The organism is Rhodoferax ferrireducens, assembly GCF_003347515.1.
Classification (GTDB): Bacteria; Pseudomonadota; Gammaproteobacteria; order Burkholderiales; family Burkholderiaceae_C; genus Rhodoferax.
Genome location: NZ_QEII01000265.1, coordinates 1 through 24,939, shown reverse-complemented (window position 1 = coordinate 24,939; position 24,939 = coordinate 1). Strand labels below are relative to the sequence as shown.

Annotated in this window: 24 protein-coding genes; 10 read left to right on the top strand and 14 right to left on the bottom strand. The window is 55.6% G+C overall.

Going from position 1 to position 24,939, the window contains the following annotated elements:
• Window positions 1–5 precede the first annotated feature (5 nt).
• A complete protein-coding gene (locus tag C5P05_RS11040) occupies window positions 6–287 on the bottom strand; it encodes a multiubiquitin domain-containing protein (RefSeq protein WP_114969896.1) in 282 nt (93 codons plus the stop codon).
• A 152-nt stretch (window positions 288–439) separates the two neighbouring features.
• Here C5P05_RS11040 and C5P05_RS11035 point away from each other — a divergent pair, with 152 nt between their 5' ends.
• The 4 genes from C5P05_RS11035 to C5P05_RS11020 all read left to right on the top strand — a co-directional run bounded on the left by C5P05_RS11035 (window position 440) and on the right by C5P05_RS11020 (window position 3,729).
• Entirely contained in the window at window positions 440–778 is a 339-nt protein-coding gene (locus C5P05_RS11035; protein ID WP_114969895.1) for a helix-turn-helix domain-containing protein, read from the top strand.
• A complete protein-coding gene (locus C5P05_RS11030) occupies window positions 765–1,556 on the top strand; it encodes an ImmA/IrrE family metallo-endopeptidase (RefSeq protein ID WP_114969894.1) in 792 nt (263 codons plus the stop codon). The genes C5P05_RS11035 and C5P05_RS11030 overlap by 14 nt, the downstream gene beginning before the upstream one ends.
• 435 nt (window positions 1,557–1,991) lie before the next feature.
• Window positions 1,992–2,306, top strand: a complete 315-nt coding sequence (locus tag C5P05_RS11025; RefSeq protein WP_114969893.1) for a hypothetical protein — start codon at window positions 1,992–1,994, stop codon at window positions 2,304–2,306.
• Between the two features lie 10 nt (window positions 2,307–2,316).
• Complete coding sequence (locus tag C5P05_RS11020) at window positions 2,317–3,729, top strand: hypothetical protein (RefSeq protein ID WP_114969892.1); 1,413 nt, start codon at window positions 2,317–2,319, stop codon at window positions 3,727–3,729.
• Window positions 3,730–3,887: 158 nt separating this feature from the next.
• On the opposite strand, the gene C5P05_RS11015 is transcribed toward C5P05_RS11020, so the two are convergent.
• Genes C5P05_RS11015 through xseA form a run of 3 tightly spaced genes read right to left on the bottom strand, consistent with a single transcriptional unit; the run spans window position 3,888 to window position 6,473 of the window.
• Entirely contained in the window at window positions 3,888–4,190 is a 303-nt protein-coding gene (locus tag C5P05_RS11015; RefSeq protein WP_114969891.1) for an ATPase with chaperone activity, read from the bottom strand.
• A gap of 38 nt (window positions 4,191–4,228) precedes the next feature.
• Window positions 4,229–4,510 (bottom strand): exodeoxyribonuclease VII small subunit, encoded by a 282-nt coding sequence (gene xseB, locus C5P05_RS11010; RefSeq protein ID WP_114969890.1) that lies wholly within the window; start codon window positions 4,508–4,510, stop codon window positions 4,229–4,231.
• A 7-nt stretch (window positions 4,511–4,517) separates the two neighbouring features.
• Window positions 4,518–6,473 carry an exodeoxyribonuclease VII large subunit gene (xseA, locus tag C5P05_RS11005; protein WP_232834441.1) on the bottom strand — a complete coding sequence of 652 codons (1,956 nt, stop codon included), beginning with the start codon at window positions 6,471–6,473 and terminating at the stop codon, window positions 4,518–4,520.
• A gap of 26 nt (window positions 6,474–6,499) precedes the next feature.
• Here xseA and C5P05_RS11000 point away from each other — a divergent pair, with 26 nt between their 5' ends.
• Window positions 6,500–7,111: a DUF1294 domain-containing protein gene (locus C5P05_RS11000; RefSeq protein ID WP_114969889.1), complete on the top strand. Its 612-nt coding sequence runs from the start codon at window positions 6,500–6,502 to the stop codon at window positions 7,109–7,111.
• Between the two features lie 33 nt (window positions 7,112–7,144).
• The gene (locus tag C5P05_RS10995; RefSeq protein ID WP_114969888.1) at window positions 7,145–8,371 is read left to right on the top strand and encodes a hypothetical protein; all 1,227 of its coding nucleotides are present in this window, start codon (window positions 7,145–7,147) and stop codon (window positions 8,369–8,371) included.
• A 90-nt stretch (window positions 8,372–8,461) separates the two neighbouring features.
• Here the strand turns inward: C5P05_RS10995 and C5P05_RS10990 are convergent, their stop codons facing one another.
• Window positions 8,462–9,130: a hypothetical protein gene (locus C5P05_RS10990; RefSeq protein WP_114969887.1), complete on the bottom strand. Its 669-nt coding sequence runs from the start codon at window positions 9,128–9,130 to the stop codon at window positions 8,462–8,464.
• A gap of 399 nt (window positions 9,131–9,529) precedes the next feature.
• Here C5P05_RS10990 and C5P05_RS10985 point away from each other — a divergent pair, with 399 nt between their 5' ends.
• The gene (locus C5P05_RS10985) at window positions 9,530–14,026 is read left to right on the top strand and encodes a hypothetical protein (RefSeq protein ID WP_157979292.1); all 4,497 of its coding nucleotides are present in this window, start codon (window positions 9,530–9,532) and stop codon (window positions 14,024–14,026) included.
• Window positions 14,027–14,534: 508 nt separating this feature from the next.
• Here C5P05_RS10985 and C5P05_RS10980 read toward each other — a convergent pair.
• On the bottom strand, window positions 14,535–14,918 hold the full coding sequence (locus C5P05_RS10980; protein WP_114969885.1) for a winged helix-turn-helix transcriptional regulator: 384 nt from the start codon (window positions 14,916–14,918) through the stop codon (window positions 14,535–14,537).
• A 325-nt stretch (window positions 14,919–15,243) separates the two neighbouring features.
• On the opposite strand from C5P05_RS10980, the gene C5P05_RS10975 reads away from it, so the two are divergent.
• Window positions 15,244–16,068, top strand: coding sequence for an SDR family oxidoreductase (locus C5P05_RS10975; RefSeq protein ID WP_420130743.1), 825 nt, complete (start codon window positions 15,244–15,246; stop codon window positions 16,066–16,068).
• Window positions 16,069–16,194: 126 nt separating this feature from the next.
• Here the strand turns inward: C5P05_RS10975 and C5P05_RS10970 are convergent, their stop codons facing one another.
• The 5 genes from C5P05_RS10970 to C5P05_RS10950 all read right to left on the bottom strand — a co-directional run bounded on the left by C5P05_RS10970 (window position 16,195) and on the right by C5P05_RS10950 (window position 19,090).
• On the bottom strand, window positions 16,195–16,500 hold the full coding sequence (locus C5P05_RS10970; RefSeq protein WP_114969884.1) for a hypothetical protein: 306 nt from the start codon (window positions 16,498–16,500) through the stop codon (window positions 16,195–16,197).
• Window positions 16,497–17,156 (bottom strand): hypothetical protein, encoded by a 660-nt coding sequence (locus C5P05_RS10965; protein WP_157979291.1) that lies wholly within the window; start codon window positions 17,154–17,156, stop codon window positions 16,497–16,499. Before C5P05_RS10965 ends, C5P05_RS10970 begins: the two co-directional genes overlap by 4 nt.
• Window positions 17,157–17,392: 236 nt before the next feature.
• Complete coding sequence (locus C5P05_RS10960) at window positions 17,393–17,695, bottom strand: hypothetical protein (RefSeq protein ID WP_114969882.1); 303 nt, start codon at window positions 17,693–17,695, stop codon at window positions 17,393–17,395.
• A complete protein-coding gene (locus tag C5P05_RS10955) occupies window positions 17,692–18,360 on the bottom strand; it encodes a hypothetical protein (protein ID WP_157979290.1) in 669 nt (222 codons plus the stop codon). The genes C5P05_RS10960 and C5P05_RS10955 overlap by 4 nt, the downstream gene beginning before the upstream one ends.
• Window positions 18,361–18,463: 103 nt before the next feature.
• Window positions 18,464–19,090, bottom strand: a complete 627-nt coding sequence (locus tag C5P05_RS10950) for a hypothetical protein (RefSeq protein WP_114969880.1) — start codon at window positions 19,088–19,090, stop codon at window positions 18,464–18,466.
• Window positions 19,091–19,905: 815 nt separating this feature from the next.
• Between C5P05_RS10950 and C5P05_RS10945 the strand changes: the two genes are divergently transcribed.
• Window positions 19,906–21,168 carry a hypothetical protein gene (locus C5P05_RS10945; protein WP_232834440.1) on the top strand — a complete coding sequence of 421 codons (1,263 nt, stop codon included), beginning with the start codon at window positions 19,906–19,908 and terminating at the stop codon, window positions 21,166–21,168.
• A gap of 213 nt (window positions 21,169–21,381) precedes the next feature.
• On the opposite strand, the gene C5P05_RS10940 is transcribed toward C5P05_RS10945, so the two are convergent.
• Both C5P05_RS10940 and C5P05_RS10935 read right to left on the bottom strand, forming a co-directional pair.
• The gene (locus tag C5P05_RS10940; protein ID WP_114969878.1) at window positions 21,382–21,993 is read right to left on the bottom strand and encodes a methyltransferase domain-containing protein; all 612 of its coding nucleotides are present in this window, start codon (window positions 21,991–21,993) and stop codon (window positions 21,382–21,384) included.
• Window positions 21,994–22,092: 99 nt separating this feature from the next.
• Window positions 22,093–22,341 carry a DUF1272 domain-containing protein gene (locus C5P05_RS10935; RefSeq protein ID WP_114969877.1) on the bottom strand — a complete coding sequence of 83 codons (249 nt, stop codon included), beginning with the start codon at window positions 22,339–22,341 and terminating at the stop codon, window positions 22,093–22,095.
• A gap of 814 nt (window positions 22,342–23,155) precedes the next feature.
• Between C5P05_RS10935 and C5P05_RS10925 the strand changes: the two genes are divergently transcribed.
• Complete coding sequence (locus C5P05_RS10925) at window positions 23,156–23,950, top strand: DNA/RNA non-specific endonuclease (RefSeq protein WP_198674696.1); 795 nt, start codon at window positions 23,156–23,158, stop codon at window positions 23,948–23,950.
• Between the two features lie 330 nt (window positions 23,951–24,280).
• Here the strand turns inward: C5P05_RS10925 and C5P05_RS10920 are convergent, their stop codons facing one another.
• Window positions 24,281–24,811, bottom strand: a complete 531-nt coding sequence (locus C5P05_RS10920) for a hypothetical protein (protein ID WP_157979289.1) — start codon at window positions 24,809–24,811, stop codon at window positions 24,281–24,283.
• Window positions 24,812–24,939 lie beyond the last annotated feature (128 nt).

Here is a 24,939-nt window from a genome sequence, read left to right as displayed (position 1 = left end):
CCTGCTCAGCAGCTAGCGCCGGGGTTGATTTTGCCGGGTGCCGTAAAGAACCGCATCCCGTTTTCCAGCTTCACCGTCTCGGTGTCAGCAATCTTCCGGTCCGTGCCATTGGGCACCACAAGGAAAAGGTCGCGCTCCGGCGGAATCTGCGGTGCCACCAATGCGCGGAGCTGTTCCCCGGTCAGTGCCTCCGCTTCCACCTTGTAGTGCTGGCGGTCAATCTGGATATTGGTGTGGTCTTCATGGCCCTCATGCTTCTGGTCTTTGTCGTCTGGTTTGTTACTCATGGCGTGTCCTTTCAAAAACTTGCCCTTACCATTCGTTCGAAGTGAACAAATCGTAATATATATCTAACGGCAATAAATGTCAAATCTTGTGCTACGGCTCGTTAGATATATACTTACAGGCTTCCGTAGAAGCACCCATCTTGGAGAAAAACATGTCACTAGGGGCAAAGCTGACTGAGCTTCGGTTACGCAAGGGGGAGTCGCTGCAACGAGTAGCAGATGCCGTAGAAGTGTCCAAGACCCATATCTGGGGAATGGAAAAAGGCACCACCCAGAACCCATCACTCGATTTATTGAAAAAACTTGCTGAGCACTTCAACGTTACGGTTGAGTATTTGGCGGGTACGGGGGGCGCTGAGACCCTTGTTGATGTCGAAGCGCAACAGTTCTTTAGAGACTTCAAGTCTCTTTCAGAGACAGAGCAAGCTGTTCTGATGCAAACTCTCGAGGTGTTCAAAAAGAAGAAGACCACGGGAGATGCTAAAACTTGAGCTTATTGAGCTGGCTGACCTAATTCACCCGGAAGACCTGGTTGATGAAATCATCAAGCAGAATCCGGGCATTCCTCTGCCAATCCCTATTGAGGACCTCGCAAGGTTAGCGGGCATTACGAAGATTGAGCCGCTATCAAGCGAAGGCTTTGAAGGCACGCTTATCGCGAATGCCGAGAAGTCGGCTGGAGCAATTTTTTACAACAGCCTCAGACCAAGACCTAGGCAGCGCTTCACGATTGGCCATGAACTTGGGCACTTCTTGTTGCCTTGGCACCGGCAGAGCACATTCAACTGCACGGTTGAAGATATCGCGGGGCGAAGCAACCTGGATTGGGAAAAACAGGCAAACCAGTTCTCGGCTGAGTTGTTGCTGCCGAGGTTTCTAGTGACGCACCGATTGCAGAAGTTCGGCTCCCCCGAAATGGCCCACGTGCAGAATCTTGCGCAAGATTTTGAAACCAGCGTCGAGGCAACAGCTCGACGACTCGTTGAGCTAAACGACTACCCCTGCGCAGTTGTCTTCTCGAAGGACAACGTCGTTCGGTACACGGTCAAAAGTAAATACTTTGAAGAACAGCTTTGCGTCTGGAAGGGTGACGCATTACCCTCAAAGAGTCCGAGCCGCGCGACAAATACGGACGCAGAAGAATGGGATGAAATCTATTCCTATTGGTGGTTGAAAGAACGTCGTAGCAGCGAGATGCCCGAATCCGTTTACGAACAAACCTTGTGCCAAGAGATTGGCTACAAGGTGACGTTGCTGACATACGAGTAAGCCAGTAAATCTGTCCAGTTTTGCCTCCCCTGCGGTCGCAAAACGCAGCGTTGGTAGCACATACCCGCGTACGCCTTGCATTGGCCCACTCATGCCCAACTGGGGCGAAAGCACTTCTGTCCGCGACTGGCAAGACCAGCCGGTACTAGGCCGCTCATGGACCGAAAAGGCTGTGGGCGCTTGGATAAGGGAATTCCTGGCGATTCACTGCCAGTGGCGTCTCACTAAGGTCAGTGCGTGCGCAGCCTTGTCGGTTCTTGACCAAGTGCGCGTAGCGCGACATGGATGGCGGCCAATACGAAGGCGAAGGCTCGCAATGCGTCATAAAAGTGATAACGCAAGGCATTCTAATAACAAAAAAGCGTAAACAATTCCCGTGAGCTGGAAAAACGTCACTTCTCGATATCCTACCGGCACACCAACCTAGGAGTTCCCATGAAAGAAGACATTTTCCTGAAACCGCCCTTCACCTCGGTGATGCCCGCCACCCTCGACCACTACCACGCGGTTACATCTATCAGGAAGTACGGTGCAATCAAACACGCTAGCGCAGTCGCTCACGCCATGCTCGCTGTCGGTTCTGCGCGCACTGAGTCCGAAGCCGTTGGCATGGCCAATAATGAGGTGGCCCGTGTAGAACGCATCGACCAGGGCCTCCTTGTCAATCGCATGGCGCATCAGCAGTTGCAGGCGGATGAGAACAATTCTCTCAAACTCCCCAAAATGCGCGCCCTACCTCTCTATTCTTGACTAGCAACACATGACCACCCTCAATCCCTTTGACCAAGATGACTTGGAGCCCGACGTCACTGACGAAATGGATGAGCGTCTCGTCCATCGCAAGCTGGCGGACATTCTCACTGTGCCGCTTGCCGAGGCAAAAGCTTGGGCCAACCGCGAGCGCCTTGAGCTATCTAGCCTTATCCGCAGCTTCAAGCCCTGCGCGGAGTCGCCCAGCACACGCAACTGGCTATCCACCGCCATGGTTAGCCTGCCCTTTGACCATGTCTCGCTATACGGCGAATTTTCAATCCGCACCCCCGCCACAGCCACCCTGAAGTACCAGACCGCCGCCGGTGCTGATGCTGACGAGGTTTTCACGCACATCCACGCCCAAAACAGGGCAAACGTCTGCCAAACCCTTTTTGCAGAGCTGACCCACAAGCAGCAGCTCACTTACGCACCCCTCGTGGGGTGGGGCAAGCTCAGAACAGCCGACGCAAAAAGGCATGAGTGTCTTGAGGATGTCCAAATTGCTAACAGCATTTACTTACTTGAGGAGCAGTTCGAGTCAAGGTACTTGACGTACGAAAGAGAGGCGCGTGAAGAGCACAACCTTCCTATCAAGCAGCCAACCCCCTTAAAGCTCATCCGTTATTTCGCTGAAGAAGCGCGTGACGACATCTTGATAACGGTCAAACGCTGGGGCAGTACGACGGGTTCTGGCGACAACATACTAGTACGAACCCTGTGCAATATTGCTGCCAATCGAGCGCTCTTGGAAGTTGCCAAAGCCGGAGACCTTGCCCAGGAAGGCTCGCCTGCCGTCATCGCCCTCTTGGAGGCAATGAACCAAGTTGACATTCTTGAGGCGCCAGAGGTATGTGATGACGCAGATATCAAAAATCTTCTCCTACAGTGGTTCGGGGCCGACGGCCCACTGGCCACAGCGGGCAACGCAAAGCGTGGCCTTACGCCCAGAGAGGTTGAAGCCGCCATCCGCCAAGCTTCCCAGGCGCAGAGGGAGTACGTCTACCGCCGTCCCACATCCGATGACCCCTTGGCAGAGATTACGTTCCGAACGCCCAACGACCGCTTGATGTTCGCGCTCGCGCTGATAGCAGACCGCAAAATGAATCAACGAGTTGACAAGGAGCAGAAAGGCGAGGTGACTCCTAAGACGCCTAAATATGTAGTATTCGACCCAAAGGCTGAGGAGTTAGGCGTTCACGCACTTACCATGGTGATGCGACAGTACGGGCAAATTGCGTTTTCCAACGGGGGCTGGGACCTTCGTGCGGAGAGGGTCCAGGACTATGTTGATGCGCTAAGCTACAAACGCGCCCGCAAACAGGAGATGATGTTCAAGGTCTTTAAACGCATGGAAACTGACAAGCTGCTGGCGCTGCATAACAAGCTCATGTCGCACATACCGGAGCTGCGTGACGCATGAGAAAGCGGCCGCGGCCCCTTGAATAGAGGCCGCGCCGCGGTGAGACAAAGTATTGAGAATTAGTTTGGACTTCAAACTGATGCTTGTCTGACACCGTGCAGTGAGGACTGCTAAATTAATAGCGTCGAGTTGCAGCCTGCAGCGTCCTTCAGGCAAATCTAGAGATGTCGCCAGTCAAGCAGTTCATCGAGGCGGCTAATGACCCAGCCCGCCTCAGCCTCCGACACAACTGCACCTTCCCCAGTCAACCCGCGATGGCATCGCTCAAGAACGTCCTTCTCGGTGATGCCCAGGCTGAAAAACATGTTTTTTGCCGTCTCAGTCAGCATGGTGGCCAAGTCTTCGCAAAGTTCATAGCGAGCGGCCACGACGTCGTGTGGTGCATTGGGCTTCTGGCGCCTGGGGTCTACGAACAGCGTAGTGAACGACCGCGGAATTTCGATTTGATTCTCGTTGCTCATGATGTCTTGTGGCTGTCGAATGCAAATAGTGAATCGGGTCAGAACGGTATGTCGTCCGACTCATCCGGCATAAGGGTTTGCGGCGGAGGTGTCCGATTCGCCATAGGTGTGTTGTCCTTGGCCGCTGGACCCGTGTCGCTCAGCGCCTTTTCCAAAGCTTTTTCAACCGCGTCAATCCGCTCCTGGCAGACCTTGTAAGCACCTACCGATTCCGTAACGATGGTCAGAAGGTCGTCAATGTTTGGTTCCTGCTGGCTGCGCAGAGTTTGTGCATGTTGCTGCAACACGTCGTAGGCTTCTTTGAATGTTTTGCTTGTCATATGAACCCTAAAGATGTTTTCCAGTGGTGGCGGCAACCCGGCCATCCTGAAACTGAATTTCGATTGCGGAACCGTCTGTTGCTTGTGCCGCTCTGGTTAAGGGCACACCTTTTTCAGTGCGCACGATGGCAAAGCCACGGTTCAAGGTCTTTTCTGGTCCCTGACCTGCAATTTCGCGCATTAAGGCTTCTGAACGGGTGGCCCCTTCCCGAACCAGCAATTTGGCTGTCGTGCTGACAGAGCCCAGGGCCTCCTCTGTCGCCTGTCTTGCCCGCATTGCATCTCGTTGGGCTCGCTCAATAACGCCGCCAATCAACGCATCGCCCTCTGCCGAAGCGGTCCGAATCGCATGTTTTGCTCCCACGGTTACCTGGCTCCAGAGCGAAGGCACTTCACGTTTGGCATCTGCCAATTGCACCATCGCCTCGGTTTTGACCATCTGCAGTGTTTCGCGCGATTGCTCAGAGGCTGACCTGACCGCCTGCATGGCGTCCACTTGAATAGCTGACAGAAGACCGGCCGTCGACTGCTTTCCCTGTGCCAAATGGCGCAGGGCATCTCCCCTCACGGTCATGTCCAGGGTCTCGGCCTTTGCCTTCACTGACTGGACGACTCTAGCGGCGAGGTTTGAGACCTGCTGGTAATTGGCCTTGGCCTCGACCGCGCGTCTGACAATAACCTGCTCAATACCGGCGATGACTTTTGACGGCGTATCAAATTTGATGTTCGCCACTTCATCCAACATCGTGCTGTCACGTTCATGGCCGATTCCGGTCAACACGGGGATTGGCAAGTCACAGATGAAACGAGCCAAGTCGTAGTCGTTGAGCCAGGCCAAATCGTTTACCGCGCCACCGCCGCGGATGATGACCACCGCGTCGGGTTGGTGGGGGGTTGTGATGGTCCAAGCACTCAGGGCCGCCTGTAATGCATCACAAACCTCCTTGGCAGCACCCTTCCCCTGAAACCGGCTGTAGGCATAAGTGAAGCGGCAAATGCCAAACTGCTCCAGCCGATTGGCTTCAGCCTGAAAGTCCCCGAGCCCGGCTCCACCTTCCGGCGCCACCACCAACACGGCATTGAAATCCCACGGTGCTGGCAGCTGCTTGTTGGCAGCAAACACCCCCTCTGCCTGCAGCCGTTCGCGGATTTCCCGTTTGCGGGCTTCTAGGTCGCCCAGGGTGTACTCGCTGTCTATGGCGTCAATTTCCAGGGTGAAGCCATGCAGTGACTTGAAAACTGGTCGAGCCCTGACCAGAAGCTTGATGCCCGGTGCCAGCTGCGCGCCAGTCGCGCGTTCAAACTCCGAAAGGATGGTATTGGCCGTCGACTGCCAGATGACGGCGTTGGTCTTGGCCAAAACGGCACCATGAGCATCCCGCTCAGAAACACCCATGAAAATATGCCCGCCGTTGGCTCGAAGCTCCACGACTTCGACCATGGTCCACACTCCTGCCTTATAGGCCTGAGCAACAGCCTGGGAGACACCTGCCAATAACTGGGACAGTGAGACACCGTTTCTGCTGGGAACAGAAAGCACTTTGCTGCCAGTCTGAATTGAGCTGAGTTCAGTTGTTGTCGAGATTGAGACTTGTGCAGAACCCGCTGGAAGCCACGCGGAGAAAGGTGCCAGTTCACGTCCATCCGGAACAAACCACTGCCGCTGAGCCGCATCCCACCTGGCACCGAGAGCTTTGGCAGCATCTTTGTCTTTGAAACTGACTGTGAGATAGGTATTCGCCATGGGGGAATTGTGCAGGAATCGGGACGGGCAAGGCTCAACGCACGCCAGCGGGGTCGAAGCCAAAAACGGTACGGCACCCCGGGCGGCGGCGAAGCTAAAGGGGGATGACCACGAGCCCTTATCATTCAGGCCGAAACGAGTGATTTGCATGAGGTTGCGCTGAAGAAAATTGGCCGGCCCTCTGAACAAACGACCACCCTCGCCCATCAATATTTGCACTCCCGGGCGTTTCTAAGTACCAATTAATGCGATTCAATGGACATGTCAAAATATGGAACGATGACCGGGGTTTTGGCTTTATTGAGCCCACCCAAGGTGGCCAGGAAATCTTTGTTCATATCAAGGCATTTCCGGCAGGTACGGGAAGGCCTGTCCCGAACCTGCAAGTCACCTTCGAAGTCGAACTGGCCACCGATGGCAAGAAGCGAGCGAAAAATGTCATGCTGGTACGTCCAGCCCGCTCTGGCTCGCGAACGACAAGTAGAACATCAGCGCCATGGGGGAATGCAAGCATCATTGTGCTGACAGGCTTCACATTGGCCCTCCTGCTTGTCACCGTAGTAAGGGGAATCTCCGCATACCTGGCACTCGGGTATATGGTGATGAGCGTCGTGTGCGCGACGGCCTACTGGCTGGACAAGACTGCGGCGCAGAACGGTCAATGGCGAATACCCGAGACGACCTTGCTCATGCTCGGCATGTTTGGTGGCTGGCCAGGCGCCATCGTTGCTCAGCAGACGCTTCGACATAAGACGAGCAAGGAGTCTTTTCGCGTCGCATTCTGGGCGACAGTTGTCGTGAATGTGGGAGTGTTTGTCGTCGCCACCACGCCGCTCTTACGCATAGTCCAGTTCTGAGCGACCGTGCCTACCCGCCAAAGGAAGTCCCAAATGAAAGAGTCGACGCTACAAACGCTCATCACGGCACGCACGTTGCTTGAGCAAGCTGAACGCCACTGTGCGCTCGGAGACCGCTACATGGCCACCGCAGGCCTCATCGTCTTGCAAGATGCGGTGGAGCTCGTGTTCCTGGCAACACTCCGCGAGAAGAATGTCGACGAAGTCCAGGCGGTGGAGAAACTCGACTTCGACGCGATGATTGCAACCTTAGGCAAGACTGGCATCAAGGTGCCGAAGTCAGGCACCTTGAAGGCGATGAATAAACTTAGGGTGGCCGCAAAGCACTATGGGCAAGTCATGGAGCCCATCACAGTCCAGGGGCACCTTAATACCGCCAAGTTTGCCGTGGACTCAATACTGACTTCAGCAGTGGGAAAGCCATTGCGCGAGATATTCCTGACGGAGTTAGTCCCTGAAGGGCAACAACGGGATTTGTTGGAGCACGCCGCTGCATGCCTCATTAAGCGGGAGTTTTTTGACTGCCTAGTTGCAACGCGCAAAGCCTTCTTTCTTGAATTTGAACTGGACTATTGCATTTATCAGTTCAAAGACCAGCCGAATGACGGCAAACCAAGATTCGGCCTCATGGGCATGTTTTTTGGTGGACGCAAAGCTCCATATTGGACGAAGAATGCCGAGTGGATTTCAAAGAACGTCGAGACGCCATTTGACTTCGTACAGTTGGACTACGAGGCTTGGCGCGTAAACGCGCTTGAGTGGGGAATCAACACACAAACACTCAGCAACATACGAAGACTTACACCGGAGGTTGTCCGGCTTGAAAAAGATGCGGAGTGGCTACTTCGCCATCGTGCCTCATACATCGCAAATAACGCAAATCAAGAGAACGCGGCGATGTGTCTGGACATGACCATTGAAGTCATCCGAAGAAAGCGTGAACACATTAAGGCCGCCCGCACTGTCGGCACAGATAAGCCCTACGACATGCCAACAGCGTACATTGGTCAGTCACTGTTTGAGCGCCCCGATACGGGAAGCCGCCAACTCCGACTGCTCGGAGGTGATGACAATTATGCTGTACATGAAGTTCTGGATGGGTTCCAACTTGGCAAGGTGTTCTATCAAATTAGCACCACCAACTCAAAGCAAGAGAAAGCCTGGGGCTATATTGAGCGTCGCAACGAGACTGCGCTGGAAGAGGACTCCCCGGCAGTGGAGGAAGTCAGCGAGGCACAGCTCTCGATTCAGCTTGAATAGTCAAGCCCGCGGGGCGATATTCTCCAGTATGAGTTCCAACGCCACCTGTCTAGCCTGCACCACTGGCGGACGCTCCACGGTTGAACTCAATTAACGCCTGACTTCTCTGGTTTTGACAAATCCTTTGGCTTGCAACGCCCGCATGAGACTGTTGCCAGCGCTCCCTTCAATAGCTTCAAAAATATCAGTCCAAAGCTTGTACGGGTGGGTATTGCGAACTCCCTCGGCTGGGGCTGTCCCGTAACGCCCGGCCATGACGGCATCGCGCGCCGCCTTGATTGCAATCAGCGCGTCGCGCAGAGGGTCTGACCGGCCAGACTCTGCAATTTGTAATGCAGGGGTGACAACGGTCTTTGGTCCCGATTGAACCGGGGTAATGGTTCTCACCTTTGCAAGTGCGGCATGAATTGCAGCGACCTTGGTATTGGGCACAACGGCGCGTTCACTGCAAACAGCGGCTTCCAGCGAAAGACGGGCTGCTTCGTCCAATCGCCACATCGGGTCTGTAGCCCTGTACTCGACCGCCCTCCTCTTTTGCTCTGCAGCCAGTCTTGCAGGCTGGAAAAGCTTGTTTTCAAGGTAACTGACCTCGGCCTCAGAAAACTTGCTTGCAAAGTCAGGAGGCAAGGTCTCTGCGTCGAGCGACAGGCTGCCGACAAAAGTCTGGGTGGAATAGCCGTGGGTGTTGCCTGCGGCGCCCTTGGGCACCCAGAAAGAACGGTAAAGCAAGGCGCGGGTTCCGCGGCGTTTGATGTGCATGGTGAACTTCCTTTTGTATCGTGTGATACAGGGGTGTAGTCACCAGTGTCACGGGATGCCGTATTGACTACGAAATCCGGGTCCGAGACGTGCGCATCATTTTGGGAGTGCGGGGGGGGATGGACTTCCTTCGCTTCAATAAGCACGTGTTAAGCGTTCTGTGAGCAGTCCGGAAATCGAATTAAAACAGGTCAAGGTGGAGCACCAGTCGACCACGCCGCGACTTTAAAAAAGAAGAAACCACTGTCCCCGGCGACCGCCACAACCGGGACCACCGTCAATAGACATTCCATCATGATGAGAGTCTGCAGGCGCGACACATCCGGTTGTGAGCTGAACATCTCGACGAGAATGGTAGACAGGAGGAATGTCTTGATGTTTAAGGTGGCGAGGAGCTGGATGGCACAACCGGCAGTTGACTTTCGGCGGATACGAGAACATCGCGGCACCCAAGCCGGCGGGTTCGAGGAGCTATGCTGCCAACTCGCAGCCCTGGACGAACCAGTGCCGGGTTCGACATTCATCCGCAAGGGTCCCGGAGCGGACCAGGGCCTCGAGTGCTATCGCCGGTACTTGAGCAGGCGGGAAGTCGGCTGGCAAGCCAAGTACTTCCTTGATGGGTTCGGCAACACGCAGGTAAATGATATCGGCGACTCACTGACTCGTGCGCTTGCCGCTCACCCCTTGCTTGACACATTCATCCTGTGCCTGCCCGTCGACCTGCGCGACAACCGGCTCGGGAAAAGCTCAAGCGAGGTCCAGCGTTATGAGGCTTGGCGCACGAAGCGCATCGACCAAGCTAAAGCTGAAGGGCGAACCCTTGAAATCGAGCTTTGGAGCGCCAGCAGCTTCGGCGAGCGACTCGGGCGCAACCACCCTTTGTACTCTGGTCGGCTTCGATTTTGGTTCGATGCAACCCGACTGACCCCGGAATGGTTTGCAGTGAAGTTCGATGCCCAGCGCAAGAATTTGGGCGAAAGGTACACGCCAGAAAGTCACGTTGACCTTCCCATTCAGAAGGTTCTGCAGTCGATTTCCCGTGACTCGCAGCTACTGGAGAAGCCTCGGCAATGGTCGGCGGAAATCACGAGCGCACTGGACAATGTCACGCACAGTCTACGCTTGCGCAAAAAGGATGCGGTCAGCGAAGGCCTTTATGGAGCGGTGGTGCCTCTGACCGATTGGCTTGCCGTGCCTCCTGTCGGACCAGACACGCCCGTGCCGACTGACTCGTGGTCGAAAGCCGCATTGACAGCCGAGCACGGTGTCCGCGATGCTCTAGATAGATGTGTGGACCTAGTGAGCCCCGACCGCTCTGTCGTCTTCAGCGAACTCTACAAACTGTACGGCGCAATCGGCGTGGTCCAGACCGCCCTTGTGGAAGATGCCTGGCAATTGGTAAACAAACGTGTGCTCGTTGTGACGGGGCCAGCAGGTATTGGTAAGTCGCACCTGTTATGCGACTTTGGGGTAAGCCAAATCGCACAAGAGCGGGTGTGCGTTCTGGTGCTCACGGGTACGATGGACGAAAACGACCCGTGGGAGCAGATTCGCACACAGCTTGATGTTTCTGCGCTCTCAACCGATGATTTTCTGGGGGCCTTGGATGCCGCAGCAGAGGCGGCGGGTTGCCGGGCAGTGATTGCCATTGATGCGCTGAATGAGCGCCACGGAATCCAGCTGTGGGCGAACCGACTGTCCGGGTTCTTGGCGACCATCGAGAGATTTCCCCGAGTAGTCGTCGCAATGACTGTGCGCAGCACCTATCTGCGGTACTTCCCGCTCAAGGGGCTGCCCAAGGTGACCCACACGGGCTTTGCGAAGCACTCTGCACAAGCAGCTAAGGCATACCTCGACCGCCGCGGGATTTCTAGGCCGAGTGCACCAAACGTAATGCGAGAGTTCGAGAACCCACTTTTCCTGAGAACCTGCTGCGACTTCCTGGAGGCACGAGGACTCAAGCAGCTTCCCAAGGGTTTGACGGGCATCACTCAGCTTTTTGACTTCTTCATGAATGCGGTCACTGAAAAGGTTGAGCAAGCGTTGAAGCTTGACTACCACCAGAATATTCCGCGTAAGGCGCTGGACGCGTTCCTCGTGTCATGCGCTGCGAATGACGCTCAAGGAGTCATTTCCAAGGAGCAAGCGCTGGAACTCTTCGAGCGTTACTTGCCGTCCGCTGGACGAGCCGACCGTAGCCTGTTTGCAGAATTCCTCTCAGAGGGGGTGCTGACGCTCGATTTCGTCAGAGGCAAAGAGGATGCTTTGGAAACGGTCCGATTCACTTTTGAGCGACTGTACGACCACCTCCGCGCCAAGCATTTGTTGTCCACGTATGTGGACAACATGGACGTTGCCGGCTCCTTTAAGCGCGAACCATTGGCCGCTTATGTCGAGCAAGACGCGTCCCGGTCGTACGGTGGCGTCATCGAAGCGCTGGCTATCCAGCTACCCGAAGGCTTCGGCCTTGAGCTTTTCGATGTCCTCCCCGAAGGCGCGTTGGACGACCAGAGCCTAGTCGCCGCGTTCGAAGCATCAATTGCGTGGCGTCAGCCGCAGGCCTTCACGCAAGGCACGCTGCGCTGGGTCGGGGAAATCGCCCAAGCACATGGAAAGAGTGCCTTCGGTGCCCTGCTGCTGGTCTGCACCGAACCTGTGAACCGCTTCAACGCTTCGTACCTGCACGAGCGCCTCATGGCGTTGGATTTGCCGGAGCGCGACGCCGGGTGGTCCATGTTCCTGGCTGAAGACGACTTGGCAGACGGTAGTCCTGTGGAGTCGCTCATCGACTGGGCGTGGCATGTCGAACCCGAAGCTGTCGAACCTGAGCGCCGTCACTTGGCGGGTGTTGCACTCACGTGGTTCCTGTCATCTCCAAATCGCGCCGTGCGGGACTTGGCGACCAAGGGCCTTGTGCACTTGGTTTACGTGAACCTCAGTATTGCTGCCGCCCTCCTTGACAGGTTCGAAAGAGTTAACGACCCCTACATCACCGAAAGGCTGCTTGCAGCATGCTATGGCGCCTTAATGCAAGGCTCGGACAGACAGGGCTGCAAGACCGTCGCGGAAGCGGTGTGGAAACAGTTCTTCGCTCCGGGCACGCGGCCGCCCCTGCACCTGCTATCCCGTGACTACGCGCTTGGCATCCTGGAGTACGCGCACGCTGTGGGCGAACTGCCGGCCGAGGTGGAGCTGGATGCATGTCGAACTTGCTTCACTTCCGATTGGCCCCTCGATACCGTCACGAAAGACGATGTCGAGGGTTTCAAAGAAGGAGGCTTCCACGATTCCATCGTCTCGTCGACCAGTGAACACGGGGACTTCGGCAACTACACTGTCCGCAGTTGGCTCCACGACATCACCCAGATGCCGCGGGCCTTTGCGGGCCGAACCACAAAAGACCTCTTCGACGAGTGGGAGAACCAGTTTTTCGCTGCGGCAACACCGAAGCAGCAAGAGGCTTATGTCGCCGTCCAAAGAGCTGCTCGGGACTGCCGGGTGCGGGAGCACGGGACTGCGATGGCTAACTTTTTCAGCAAGGAGACACAGGAGGCGGCCAACCGCCTATGGGCATCTTTGGAAGCGGCCAACCGAGCGTTTCGCGCCGAGTTGGATGCACAAGAGCTTCAGCAGTATGAAAACTTCCCGGAATACTTCCTGCTGGAGTCCACCCGGATGAACAGCGAGGATATTGGTCCGCCGGACGTCGAGCACGCGACGGTGCGTCGCTGGGTGTGCGCACGGGCTCATCAGCTCGGATGGACCCCGCAACTGTTCTCGGCGTTTGACAATGGGCGTCACATCTCGCATGAGCGAATGGGCAAGCACCGTGTGGAGCGGATGGGCAAGAAGTACCAGCACATCGCGCTGGCAGAAGCGGCTGCTAGAGTCACAGATAACCTGACTGTCAACGCCTTTCAAGACCGAGGACTATTACACGCCTTCGCGCTGGGTCCGCAGAGTCTGTCCATGATACGGGACATCGACCCCTCATTGCTACTTCGCCGAACACGGGAGACTGGTTGGGCGTCGACGCCGGTGACTTGGTGGACGCCGACCCAGCCGCAGCTGCCTGCGGGGGCAACAGAGGTACTTCTTGCTTGGCTGCAGGTGCGTACGGACCTATGCAACGGCCCGCAGGAAATCGAAGTCAACAGCCCCGATGGACAGCAGTGGCTCGTCCTCGACGGGTTTCGGCACTGGCGCGTTCCTGGCCAGAACAAAAGGAACCATTCGGACGCTTGGTCGCACATCACTTGCCTTGTGACGGCTCGCGGTAACGGTAGGAAGCTCGCTCAAGAGCTATTGAGCAAACACCGAGGCGACAGCAGCCGTTTGCCTGCGGACAAAAGCTTGTCGTGTTTCTTGGGAGAGCACGGTTGGCGTGACAACGAGGAGACACTTGAACTCAAGTCTTTCGAATTCGGCGACTTCAAGACGCCCTGTACAGGAGTCATCAGCAGGCTGACTGCCGAAGCGCTGTCCTCGGACAACTCGATTGAAGCCAACTTCACGCTGCACGTTCCATCTGCCGGATTCATGCGAATGCTGGGCCTCAGGCTGCGCAACGGTAAGGCGCCTGAGTACGTGGACTCGAATGACATCGCGCGCATGGTTGACCCCTCTTTGCGAACTCGAGGTCCGAGCGCCGGCGTGATATCTCGAGATTTCTTCCTGCGAGGACTCGAGCACGCAGGATTTGAACCGATTTGGGTTCTCGCGGGTGAAAAGAACGTCTATGCGGCCGAAGCAGTGTCCACGAAAGGATTCGGCGGCAGCGTGCATCACACCACCATCTACCGAATCGAGGATGGTGTGCTCACCTGCGAGGGCGAGTTGTTCGAAGACCATCCACCCACCGCCGACCAGCTCAGAGCGCTGTACGAAACCAAATAGCGCACACTTGGTGCAGGACTCGTGCCACGCTCACTGACGAGACTATATTACCTTGAGGCAAGCAAACTGCTTGATGTCCATGTTGAATAAGCGTCGCTTTGTTGAATCGACCAGTTGGCTTCGTCCATTTACTCGGTGGTCTACCCGTTTTGCCATGAATTCGCCGCAGTGGCTTCCCACGTTTGTTCGCAACGCCCCGTTGCGAATGACATCGTTGATACTTCGCTGCTATCACAAGGCAATGCGGTGAATCGGTAACCCGGCAATGCGGTTTTTCGGCGTCGCTTCCGAGCAGCCAGCACACTGTTTGGCAACTCCTTCGCGGATATGGAATTAACCCGAAATGACTCACAGAGTCGGAAATTGAGACTGACAAGGCGATTTTGAATGACCGTTTCTGGCCGCCGGTCGGCACCGTGCACGCAGCGCACTTTGGTCTCCGGAGGATGCATGAACTCAATTTCCGCAGATGCTATCCGTCTTGGAGCCGTTTGATTGCTTTATCCCGCTACCGGCTCAAGTTATGCGACTCGCGCAGCTCGGCCCACTTCAACATCGCATCCAGTGCCGGACAGAGTTCTTGGCCCCAGGCGGTCATGCGATAGTCCACTTTAGGTGGCACCTGCTGATGCACGGTGCGCTCAACAATGCCATCGGCCTCCAACTGGCGCAGCTGCTGGGCCAACATTTTCTGTGAGATGCCGGTCACGCGTCTTTCCAAATCGGAAAAACGTTGGATTTGCCCGCCAAACAGGTGGAACAGGATGACGAGTTTCCACCGCCCCTCCAGCATGCTGAAACACGCCTCGACATCAATGGCCGCGCTCAGGGGCGTGTAGGTCTTGCGTTTGGCCTTACTCGAAGCGCTTACTTTTTGGTGGGTACTATCCATTGGGTGAGCATATGACCAGAATCGCCCTATTGCAACTCATATTGGAAAATTGATGAACCACCTTACCCCAAACGCCGTAACACGTTACCTGGAGACCAAGGGAAATCCGGACAAATCCCTGTTGGCCGATTGCTTCCACCGCAATGCGGTGGTGCTTGACGAAGGCGGGACGTTCCTTGGTCTCGAAGCCATCAAAGCCTGGCAATTGGCGGGAGAAGCGAAGTACCAATACAGACTCACGCCGCTCGGCGTGTCCCGAATTGGCGGCACCCTGAAACTCCTTACAAGAATAAAAGGCAACTTCCCCGGTGAAGTGGCCGACCTGATGCATGTCTTCACGCTCAAGGATGAGCTCATCGCGTCACTTGAAATCCGCAACCCGGTCGAACTCGAAGGCCGCCGGGCGCTGGTAACGGGCGGCACCAAGGGGATTGGTGCCGCAGTGGTCTCGCAACTGACCCAGGCGGGTGCAACCGTGTTGACAACGGCGCGCTCACGCCCGGCGGACTTCGGAGAAACTGCATTCGTTGCGGCCGACATCACAACCGTGACTGGGTGTGCCGCGATAGCGCAGGCGGTGAAAGAGCAATTGGGCGGCGTTGACATCGTGGTGCACGTAGCGGGCGGCTCGTCTGCACCGGCAGGCGGCTACGCCGTGCTGGACGAGAACGAATGGCAGAAGGCGCTTGACCTTAATCTGTATCCGGCGGTCCGCATTGACCGCGCCTTGTTGCCTGACATGGTGGCCCAGGGCACGGGCGTGGTTGTGCATATCACATCCATCCAGCGGCAACTGCCCTTGGCTGACGCAACCACCGCCTACGCGGCGGCGAAGGCTGCGCTTTCAACGTACAGCAAGAGCCTGTCCAAAGAAGTCAGTCCGAAGGGCGTGCGGGTGGTTCGTGTGTCACCCGGCTGGGTTGAAACAGAAGCGGCGGTGGGACTCGTCAACGAGATTTCGCGAAACAGCGGGACGGATTATGAGGAAGCCCGTCAGTCGCTAATGAACTCGCTGGGAGGCATACCGCTTGGCAGACCTGCCAAACCCAAAGAGGTGGCGGACCTTGTCGGGTTTCTTGTGTCAGGCCGCGCAGCATCCATTACCGGCACGGAATATGTCATCGACGGAGGAACTGTTCCAACTGTCTGAGACCACGCTCGCCCGAATATGGCCTTATGTCCGAATGCCCGGTCATGTCCGTCAAAGGTCAGTCGAGGCACTTCGAGAAAGAGCCCTCCAAGCGGAGGGCTCAATCAAAATCAACTTGCAATCAATTCAAAGGCCCAATCCACAAACGGAAGCCAGACTTGCCCCTGTCATGCCTATCCCGATTGCATGGAAATATCCGTCCATGAACAGTGGCACCGTACGTGACGGTCTCTCCAGCACCAGCACCGCAAATTGCTCCACTGAATTGATATCAACCAATGACGCCACCGCCGCCATTCGGTTCCGCGCTTCCTTCAATGAGTGCGCCTCAACTGTCAGTTTAAGTGCCCGAGTTGCAGGCTCAAAGCCGCCGAAGAGAATGGGCTCAATTGGCGACGGCGAGTCGTGTTTCATTTGTTGGGTTCTCTTCATGCTGCATCTTCCAGACATATTTCATCGTGGAAATGGACGCCAGCCCCTTCCGGTATCAGAGCTGAAACGTCGACATCTCGAACGACGTGTGTCGCTGAGAGACTCGGTATGCCCGCCGGCGCAAGCATGTCGCCCATAAGATTGGCCCACTCCCAAAATAGGCTGTTCCTGTCTTTCAGGTCAATCATGCGACCAACTTCCAGGATTGACTTCAGTTCATGCCGCGGAATTAGAAGGTCAAAAATAAAGGCCTCCTCGCTCCCGGCACAGCTCAACTGCAGGCTCAAGGGCTCACGAACATCAACCGCCAAATAATCCCGAACTCTGGCGTCGTAGAGTGGCAGAACAAAACGATGCTGCCAATTGCCTAGCTGGCAGGAGATAAGCACATATGCAGCGCCAGAAGGTTTCTGCAAGGTCTTGATTTCGGTTACCAGGTCGCATGTCGTATTGGCAACAAGAACAGCAAACCCCTTCTTGCTCACAGTGCCAGTCAGGAGCCACTGCACTGTCAATAGTTCGCGTTGCTTGTCAGACATAGTGGCCAGACAATTGGCGACCTGGCTTGGGCTCAACAGCATGGCTCGACAGAAGTTGCCTGTTGGCCGGATTCCCCGTCTTCTTGCTCGCGACGCACTTCTTTTTGATGTCTTCATTTTGGTGGCCTATTCATGTGTCCAATCGACACAGTGCGTATAGGTACCCGCTGCACGTTGGATGGACAGGGGAACAGCATCTCGGCCCAGCGGCAACATGACAGCCTGTCTCGCAATCCAGTGCCTGACCTTGCTTCCAGAGGAATACTGTTTGATTCGGGGCCCATGTCCTCTTCAGTGGAAAAAATTGAGCCCACGCAACGGTGGGCTCAATTCAAAATCAAACTGACATCAAGCTATTGAAGGGTACTGGTACCAGGCGCCACATTACCTCGGTTGAAACCAATCATCCCAGCCTCAAAAAATGCCTGCAAAAATGTCGGTACACCTGCTGGCAACTGGTCCATCTGAACGACAAGAAGTTCGCAATCTCCTCGGACCCCAAGCAACGGCGCCACAGAGTCGACACGCGCCAAGGCTTCAATCTCTGAGCTGGCCTCCACCACCAGTACCAATATCCCTGTGTCTGAGTCGAAAGCCCCGTAAGGCTCTTGCTGACAGTCAAACGACACTGGCCCGGGAGCCGTATTGGTTTTCATACGCCAGACGCTTTGTAAATCGCGGCCTCGTACTGTTCAACGGAAAATCCTGGCAGCAGCAATGAAACGCTGACGTATTGAACTGAGTATCCTTCCAGTAGGCTGGGAACCTGGAGCGGGTTACCTATGACAGCCTGGACACATGGTAGCTCGCTCAGTGCGGTCCGCTGTGTTTCCAGATTCACTTCGGGCGCCATGGCGAGCACAGGCATGAACATGTTTGGCAGCAAAGGGCTTTCGAACAGAAGTGCGTTGTTTCCATCATCGTCCCCCAGCATAAACGTCAGTTTTCCGGTCGTGGTCATGGACTCCAAAAACGTTCGGACTGCAGGGTCTGTGAGTCCAAGCAAAAAACGATGCTGATGGCGCTCAACTTGATGGGTCAGAACGCAATACGCAAAACCGGAAGACGAGTTGAACGCTGTGAGCCGAGTCTGAAATTGCTTCGAGGGGACTTTCTGTAAGAGTTTGAACATTGGGCCCGAAACATCGCCACACAATACCCAGTGTCCCTCTGTTTTCTGTCGAACTTCAGGTGGCTGACGCTGAGTTGCTACAGCGACTTCCGGCGGTGTCATTAAACGAGCGAAATAGTGCGTTGCCTGTTCGTTGATGGCACCCAATCGCGAGCCCTGGGATTCCTGATAAAAAGCTGGTTTGTTCATATTTGGTTCCTGATGCGCAGGAGTGCGCCTCCTGTATAGCCACCAAAAAATGAGCCCGTACATGGACGGGCTCACCTGAAATCACGTTACCAGCGGGGGGAACTCAGCTTTGACGAATTGGCCTGGGCAGATAGAACGAAGCATCGACGTCGCGCACGATTTCACGATTCAAACTTGGCACGCTTTCGGTCGACGCAAGTGCCGATACGACTGATGGAAACTCGATGATGAAATCATTCTTTTTGTCAGCAGAAATTGATAGGCACTCTGACCTTGCCTCCTGAAAACTCATTGGCCGCAATGGACAGTCATAGGCCATACCCTGCCGTACCTGGCCAGTACTCTCCAAATAGATGCTCAGCGGGCTCATGCTGGCGATTGTCAACAAATCGACGACTTTGGGTTCATACATTGGCAGCACAAACCGATGCTGGAAATACCCCAGCTGACAAGTGAGAACCGTGTACTTCGCACCGGAGGGGACGGGCTGGACGAGCAATTGGGCAGCGATGTCATCTTCCCCGTTGGCGTCAAGCCTTGAAAAAAGGTCTGCGTTCACGGCTCCCAGCAGCATCCAGCGGCCGCGGATTTTTGCCAATCCATCTTCGCCGAACTGATGGAAATTCGACTCCACTTCGGAGGGGGTAAGAATGAGGGCGGTGTGGATGCGAGACCTATTCCTGGCACCACGCCTGCCTGATTGGGATGTTGCCTTGGTGAAAAACTTCATGTTGGTTCCTGAGTTACGCGCAAATGCGCTCCTTGTATAGGCACCATTGATGAGACACTGCCATTGGGAATTGAAGGTTCCCTCGCCATTGCTCGGCACAGTTTTTAAGAAGGTCCGGCCTGATGGCACCAAACATTAGTTCACAGAGACACTAGCTGGCGGACGGTGAGGTGTTCAGCCGAAGCCCTCGGTGATACATCTGCTGCGTAACTGGGTCGCAGTGCTCTCGGTGGGACGTACATGAAGGCAGAGTTGCTCGCGACTGGGACGGCGTAGGCGGCGCAAGCCCGCCGCCGTACCTGCGCATGCCGACCTCGATGAAAGGGAGTGAGGCGCGCCAGCGACCACTCGGCAAGTGGCTCGGGGTCCCCGGGACTCACCGATGAACAGTTGATGTGGTCTTGGGGTAAGCCACGAAGAAACGGCATGCCGAAAGAACAGTTGGGCAAGCCGTCCCGAAAGAACATTTTCCCTTGAAAGAAGGTCTTTCGGGACGGCGGCGGGCTTGCGCCGGCGAAGCCGAGAGACGAAACAGTGGCTTTGAGGGACGTCGCGACGAAAACGTGACTGACACCCGAACTCCTTCGGGTGAGGCTGCCAGAGGGGAAAGCACAGTTGCCCCCTGCCCTCTGTCAGCCGTGCGGGCAACCATCGCGGATACCAACAGTGGCCTCGCCATCACGTGGTGTGCTGGCTTCTGACCTTGGGTGGCACGGTTTTATAGCGGTAGCTAGACGGTTTAACTCGCCAAATTCCACCCTTGAAAAACACCGAATTTGGCGCCTTTGAAAACCTCAACCGCGAAGCCGATGAACATGAAAGAAACCACGAGAGAACCAAAGCCCATGCCACAGGGAACCAACAACCTGCACACAGTGGCTCCAATCGCCGCCCCCGGTGATGCATCAACCCTTGCCACGGTGGGCGGAACGCCAGTCAACTCGGTGAAGCACCCTTCCGCCCACGACACCGAGAAAACATCTTCCTTGGCACCGGCGACCACGGAGACAGTCACCCCACGCAAAGTGGCCCGGGGTTTAGCCGCAACCATGTCGACGACGAAACTGAAGCAAGGCATCTGGCTGCGTGCCCTGCTGACGGCCAACCGTTTCCGCGTCATCCGAACCATCGACATCGCAGTGTGCTGTTTCGCTGAACGGCCATTCAAGGCCGCGTTGACGGCAGCCCAGCGCGCCGTTCGTGGCATGGTTAAGGCCGAGTTGCTGAGACGCTACCGCAGTGACCGGTTTCAAACAATTTATGGCCTGACTCAAAAGGGTGTCGACTGGCTCGAAGAAGCTGGTCACGACGCCTCATCATCCGTCCGTCGGGTGAGCGACATGACAAACCCTGAGCACCGCCTGTGGGCGCAGTTCTGGACGTTGGCTTGCGAAGCCCGCGGGCTCAATGCCATGACGGAACAGGAACTCCTGCAGCACTTGAATAAAAGCAGCAAGCCTGGCCAGCCGCTTATTCAAGGACTATTGACCGTCACTACAACGCAGGGCAATAAGACCAGAACGATTCAGTTGCGCCCTGACGCTGTAGCCACAGAGAAAGGCGAAAACGGCGGCACGATATGGCTGGAGGTCGACCGCAGCAAGCGTGGCTCCGACCGCGAAGCCTCCCTCGCGGCATTGGCAAGCTCGGTTGGTCGCACGCTCAAAGACGGCAGCCGCCTGCGTCGGGTGGTCATTTTCTGCAAGACCGAGCGCATCCGAAAGCGCGCGATTGCAGTTCTCACCGGACTCGCCAAGGCCAACAACTCCGAAGTTCTCTTGACTGGTCGGCGCCACTTCCGAGAGCTTGAGCCCGGAACGTATGCTATCTGGACCGCTCTGGAGTCAAAATTGACGGACGGACGCTCGGAGCTCGTCGACACCCTGGTAGGCCACGTCATTATTCAATTGCTGCCAATCTGGTTGCCCAAGGTGCGAATTGATGCCACGAATACACATTTGCTGGCAGGCTGGTTTGGGGAGAATTATTTGCCCTACCGTAGGCCTGAGGGGCTGGGGGCGTGGAAGACACCGGTGTCGCCGTTGCTGAGCAGCGCGAAAGAACATTACACCGAATAGGCAGATGACGCCCAACCCACCTTGCCGAGAGGCACGATAACGAATAGCACGGCGGGCGTCTCAAGCCGCTCAGATATACGAACGCGCAATCGGGCCACCAGAAACGGAACCTGGTCAAAGCACAAAACAATGCCTGCGGCAAAAACGCACGCAAAGCAAGCTACTCCAACTTGGATGACCTTCGCGGGGTACTCTTGCCTTGCCCGCGGGCGCCTATCGACGCACGAGCTGCAGACCCAATTCGTGCGCAAGATTCGGGTGGGGCACCCTGGCGTACGGTGGTTTTGGCCATACCCAGTAGCTATCCGGAAAAAGGGCTCGCATGGCATTGATATCGCAGTGAAACGGCGGCCCCACTATCAAACCCTGCTCGCTTGCCGCAGGACGAATCATCTGCATAAACAAAACCCAAAGACTGCCTCCTGGTTTCAGCCATTCCCGCAACTGACTGGCATATTGGAACCAGTGGTCGGGATGAATCGCACACAGACAGGTTTGCTCGTAGATGGCATCAAAATGCTTTTTCGGCTGATAGCTCAGCACGTCCGCTTGAATGACTTCGGCTCTGAGCGTACGACGGAGCAGCAGTTCACTTGTCTTTTCCACTGCCGCCGAGGTGTAATCAATGCCCGTGACCTCGAAGGCGCGTTTGGTAAGCTCGGCGACTTCCCAGCCACTGCCACAGCCTGGGACACAGATACGGCAGGGATGCAGTTCACCACTATCCAGCCAGGCCAACAGCTGTGGACTTGGACTGCCCTGGTCCCAACCTGTTTCATTGTTCTCGAAACGTTGTTGCCAAAATTCGGGGGTGGGGCCGGCCATGTTGCGTGCTAGGGGGTGATGATTGAGTCAAGTCTAACCGTCAACCCCATTGGCGAATCAGCGTCAGGCGCGACCAATCCGGTGGAGCCAGTCGCTCGGCTATGCAGTCATCACACAGCCACCTGGTTTGTGGACGCGTTGCGTTGAGGCTGGATTGTTTGCAAGTTTGCTAATTGGGCGCCTTGGCCTGGTGACCAGTTCACCCTCGCAATTGGGGCATCGCCCCTTGAGAATATTGTCTGCACATGCAACGCAGAACGTGCACTCAAATGAGCAAATCCGGGCCTCAACAGAATCGGGTGGCAGGTCTTTGTCGCAGCATTCACATCCGGGGCGGAGTTCAAGCATGGTCTCATCCTCAAATCAAAAATGACAAAGGTCGACTGCGGACAAAAAACAGCGAAATCGAAATGTGCGATTGAGCAGCCCGGACAGTCGAGCGCCAGCAACTTCCATGCAGCTCACAGTTGTGCTGCAGCAAAGGTCGCAATGGCTTGCCGACAGATTTTGCCAGCAACAGGCCCCCTTGGGATTGGCTTGATTGAACTCATTCAGCTTCGATTTGGGAGGCACAACGGAGGGCTCAAGGCCCAGATGTGCTGAATGCTTGTCCCCCACAAAAGAGCAAAGAACCCGACTATCATGGTCATCAGTGAAATATTGAAAGCACGCACAAGGATGAGACTTGTAATCGGAATAATCGTATTGGCTGCCGTGCTTTTGGCCGTGGAGCTGTGGACGTCTGGCGCGACAAGCGGTCGGGTTTCAACAGGAGTCCTGGTAGGTGCCGGACTCACCGTTATTGTGGTCGCTTGGGTCATCGGAGTAAGGTTGCGCAATCGGCAGCAAAGGCGGTTGATGGATTCGCGGGACTCAGCCCTTTGGTGAGGCGTCAATCAGAAATCGCCCAGCTATCAACGTTTGCACGGACCAGTGCCTCTCAAACTTTACTTAGTACTCATGTCGAATTGGCATCTGAGCGTTCAAACATTGAACTCCCTGGATGCGTGGTCGATGTTTGAACTTCCGGAGCAAGTCACCAATGCAAAGAGCATGGCCTTAGCCTTGTTCTGATTTCAGAGTCCAGACAGCTTCCCCCTTCCCTCATGCGGGCGGCCTTACCGCCCTGCGACCAAACAAATCGCGCAATGCGCGGAAAATATTGAAAACAAAAATTCTCGGCAAGTTGCTGATTGCAACTGCAGCGCTTACCTATTGCTTGCCTGAAACTTGGGCAAGGACGAATGTCGAGCCGATTTCGCTCTATGCCCCATCGCAGAGAAGCTCAACATTTGAAGGTTGCCGGGACCTTTTTCCGGGAGGAAATCCCACTTCTCTCAAATCTGTGGGGACGGAGTGGAAGGCACGGGGCCTGTGCTCTGACAGCTTTGCAATCTTGCATTCTGGTCTCAGCAAGACCCCGTTACTGGTTGTTGAACGACTCAATAGCGACCAGCTTCATGATGCAAAGGGAGAGAAGAGGACGGACAATTTTTACCCCGACCCGCGTTTGCCAAATTCAGCGCGCTCGAACTTGAAAGACTTCAAGGGTTCAGGCCTTGACCGTGGCCACATGGCGGCGGCAGGCAACGCACCCAGCCCCAACGCGATTGCTCAAAGCTTCGCGCTGTCGAACATGGTGCCCCAAGACCCGGTGAACAACCAGAAGGTTTGGAACAAAGTCGAGCAGGACACCCGCAAGTATGTAATGCGCGCGGCCGGAGACGTGTTTGTATTCTCCGGCCCATTGTTCGACGCGGGGCATGGTACGGTGGGCCGCAACAACGTATATGTGCCGACCAGGCTGTTCAAGCTCGTTTATGACCAGACCAGCAAACGCGCCTGGGCATACGTCCTGCCCAATAACGCCGAGGCGCGCCTCGGCAGACCGATGCCATACCGGGACTTTGTCCAGCAAACCGGCTGGAAGCTGCTTGAAGGACTGGAAGTCAGATGATTGGCGCTTAAACTTTCGCAATGACGCCAGTGAACAATTTCGAAGATGCCTTGGAATCATCGAGCGCCTTTTGTACGACTTGGGGGGGAGGACTAATGGATAGCGCAAGCAGACAGACAGATGCATACGGTAATCGCTTTGAATTTCACGAACTTTGCGCAGCGCCGGAATATGCTTGTTGTCACATTCACCTCCATGGTTGGACATATGTGGGACTGAAGACATATTTCTGCGATGGTTGGTATTCTCAAGAAGCTCTTTCATTTGTCAGTGAATGGCCTGGAGACCGAACTATGAGCGAGAATCGCCTTTCCTCAGCCTCGCCCGATGTCAATGCCTGTCAACTTTTTCAGCCCAGTCTGGCGTCGGCACGGAGTTCCTCGCATAAAAGGTATCCAAGCGATTACGGGCTGAGTTGCCTTTGCGCAAACCAATAAAATTCGCAGCGTTTTCACCGAAGAACTTCGACGACAAGCCCGTGAGGCTTTGCGATTTAATGGCCGGCCGACTCTCAAGCTCCTGAAAAAGTTTGACGAATTGATGCAGGTAGGTGTTGACGGCGCCTTCCGTAAGCGTCATCTCCCAGTCTGTTCCATACAGGAACCGGTTAGCCAAGGACGCAGCACCTTTTCCGGCCGTTTGGTCGTAAAGCTGGCGAAGGTCATCTAACATCGCTGGTTGGCTCCCCATCACCTCCACAAAGTATCCTGCGTCTGCGTAGGCGAACGCTCCGGACTTCATTGCGTCGCTGTTCATCAGTTGCATGAACGCCTGGGCTCGAGTCAATCCATTTTCAACAAGAGCCGTATCGCCGAAATGCCCGAAATTCGCTCGCAGCTTCGGGAATTCCTGCAAAACCAACGTATGCGTCCGGCCAACACACATTGAAGGACTGCTGATATCCAGAGATAGTGTGCGCGATGAACATCATGCACACCATGGCGAGCGAGACTCGCATCACCCAAGCCCCCAAGCGCCGGTTCTACAGC

Excerpts from the sequence above, each read along its gene's own strand:
- C5P05_RS11040 (WP_114969896.1), bottom strand. The coding sequence starts at position 287 with ATGAGTAACAAACCAGACGACAAAGACCAGAAGCATGAGGGCCATGAA.
- C5P05_RS11035 (WP_114969895.1), top strand. The coding sequence starts at position 440 with ATGTCACTAGGGGCAAAGCTGACTGAGCTTCGGTTACGCAAGGGGGAG.
- C5P05_RS11030 (WP_114969894.1), top strand. The coding sequence starts at position 765 with ATGCTAAAACTTGAGCTTATTGAGCTGGCTGACCTAATTCACCCGGAA.
- C5P05_RS11025 (WP_114969893.1), top strand. The coding sequence starts at position 1,992 with ATGAAAGAAGACATTTTCCTGAAACCGCCCTTCACCTCGGTGATGCCC.
- C5P05_RS11020 (WP_114969892.1), top strand. The coding sequence starts at position 2,317 with ATGACCACCCTCAATCCCTTTGACCAAGATGACTTGGAGCCCGACGTC.
- C5P05_RS11015 (WP_114969891.1), bottom strand. The coding sequence starts at position 4,190 with ATGAGCAACGAGAATCAAATCGAAATTCCGCGGTCGTTCACTACGCTG.
- xseB (WP_114969890.1), bottom strand. The coding sequence starts at position 4,510 with ATGACAAGCAAAACATTCAAAGAAGCCTACGACGTGTTGCAGCAACAT.
- C5P05_RS11000 (WP_114969889.1), top strand. The coding sequence starts at position 6,500 with ATGCGATTCAATGGACATGTCAAAATATGGAACGATGACCGGGGTTTT.
- C5P05_RS10995 (WP_114969888.1), top strand. The coding sequence starts at position 7,145 with ATGAAAGAGTCGACGCTACAAACGCTCATCACGGCACGCACGTTGCTT.
- C5P05_RS10990 (WP_114969887.1), bottom strand. The coding sequence starts at position 9,130 with ATGCACATCAAACGCCGCGGAACCCGCGCCTTGCTTTACCGTTCTTTC.
- C5P05_RS10985 (WP_157979292.1), top strand. The coding sequence starts at position 9,530 with ATGGCACAACCGGCAGTTGACTTTCGGCGGATACGAGAACATCGCGGC.
- C5P05_RS10980 (WP_114969885.1), bottom strand. The coding sequence starts at position 14,918 with ATGGATAGTACCCACCAAAAAGTAAGCGCTTCGAGTAAGGCCAAACGC.
- C5P05_RS10975 (WP_420130743.1), top strand. The coding sequence starts at position 15,244 with ATGCATGTCTTCACGCTCAAGGATGAGCTCATCGCGTCACTTGAAATC.
- C5P05_RS10970 (WP_114969884.1), bottom strand. The coding sequence starts at position 16,500 with ATGAAGAGAACCCAACAAATGAAACACGACTCGCCGTCGCCAATTGAG.
- C5P05_RS10965 (WP_157979291.1), bottom strand. The coding sequence starts at position 17,156 with ATGAAGACATCAAAAAGAAGTGCGTCGCGAGCAAGAAGACGGGGAATC.
- C5P05_RS10960 (WP_114969882.1), bottom strand. The coding sequence starts at position 17,695 with ATGAAAACCAATACGGCTCCCGGGCCAGTGTCGTTTGACTGTCAGCAA.
- C5P05_RS10955 (WP_157979290.1), bottom strand. The coding sequence starts at position 18,360 with ATGAACAAACCAGCTTTTTATCAGGAATCCCAGGGCTCGCGATTGGGT.
- C5P05_RS10950 (WP_114969880.1), bottom strand. The coding sequence starts at position 19,090 with ATGAAGTTTTTCACCAAGGCAACATCCCAATCAGGCAGGCGTGGTGCC.
- C5P05_RS10945 (WP_232834440.1), top strand. The coding sequence starts at position 19,906 with ATGAAAGAAACCACGAGAGAACCAAAGCCCATGCCACAGGGAACCAAC.
- C5P05_RS10940 (WP_114969878.1), bottom strand. The coding sequence starts at position 21,993 with ATGGCCGGCCCCACCCCCGAATTTTGGCAACAACGTTTCGAGAACAAT.
- C5P05_RS10935 (WP_114969877.1), bottom strand. The coding sequence starts at position 22,341 with ATGCTTGAACTCCGCCCCGGATGTGAATGCTGCGACAAAGACCTGCCA.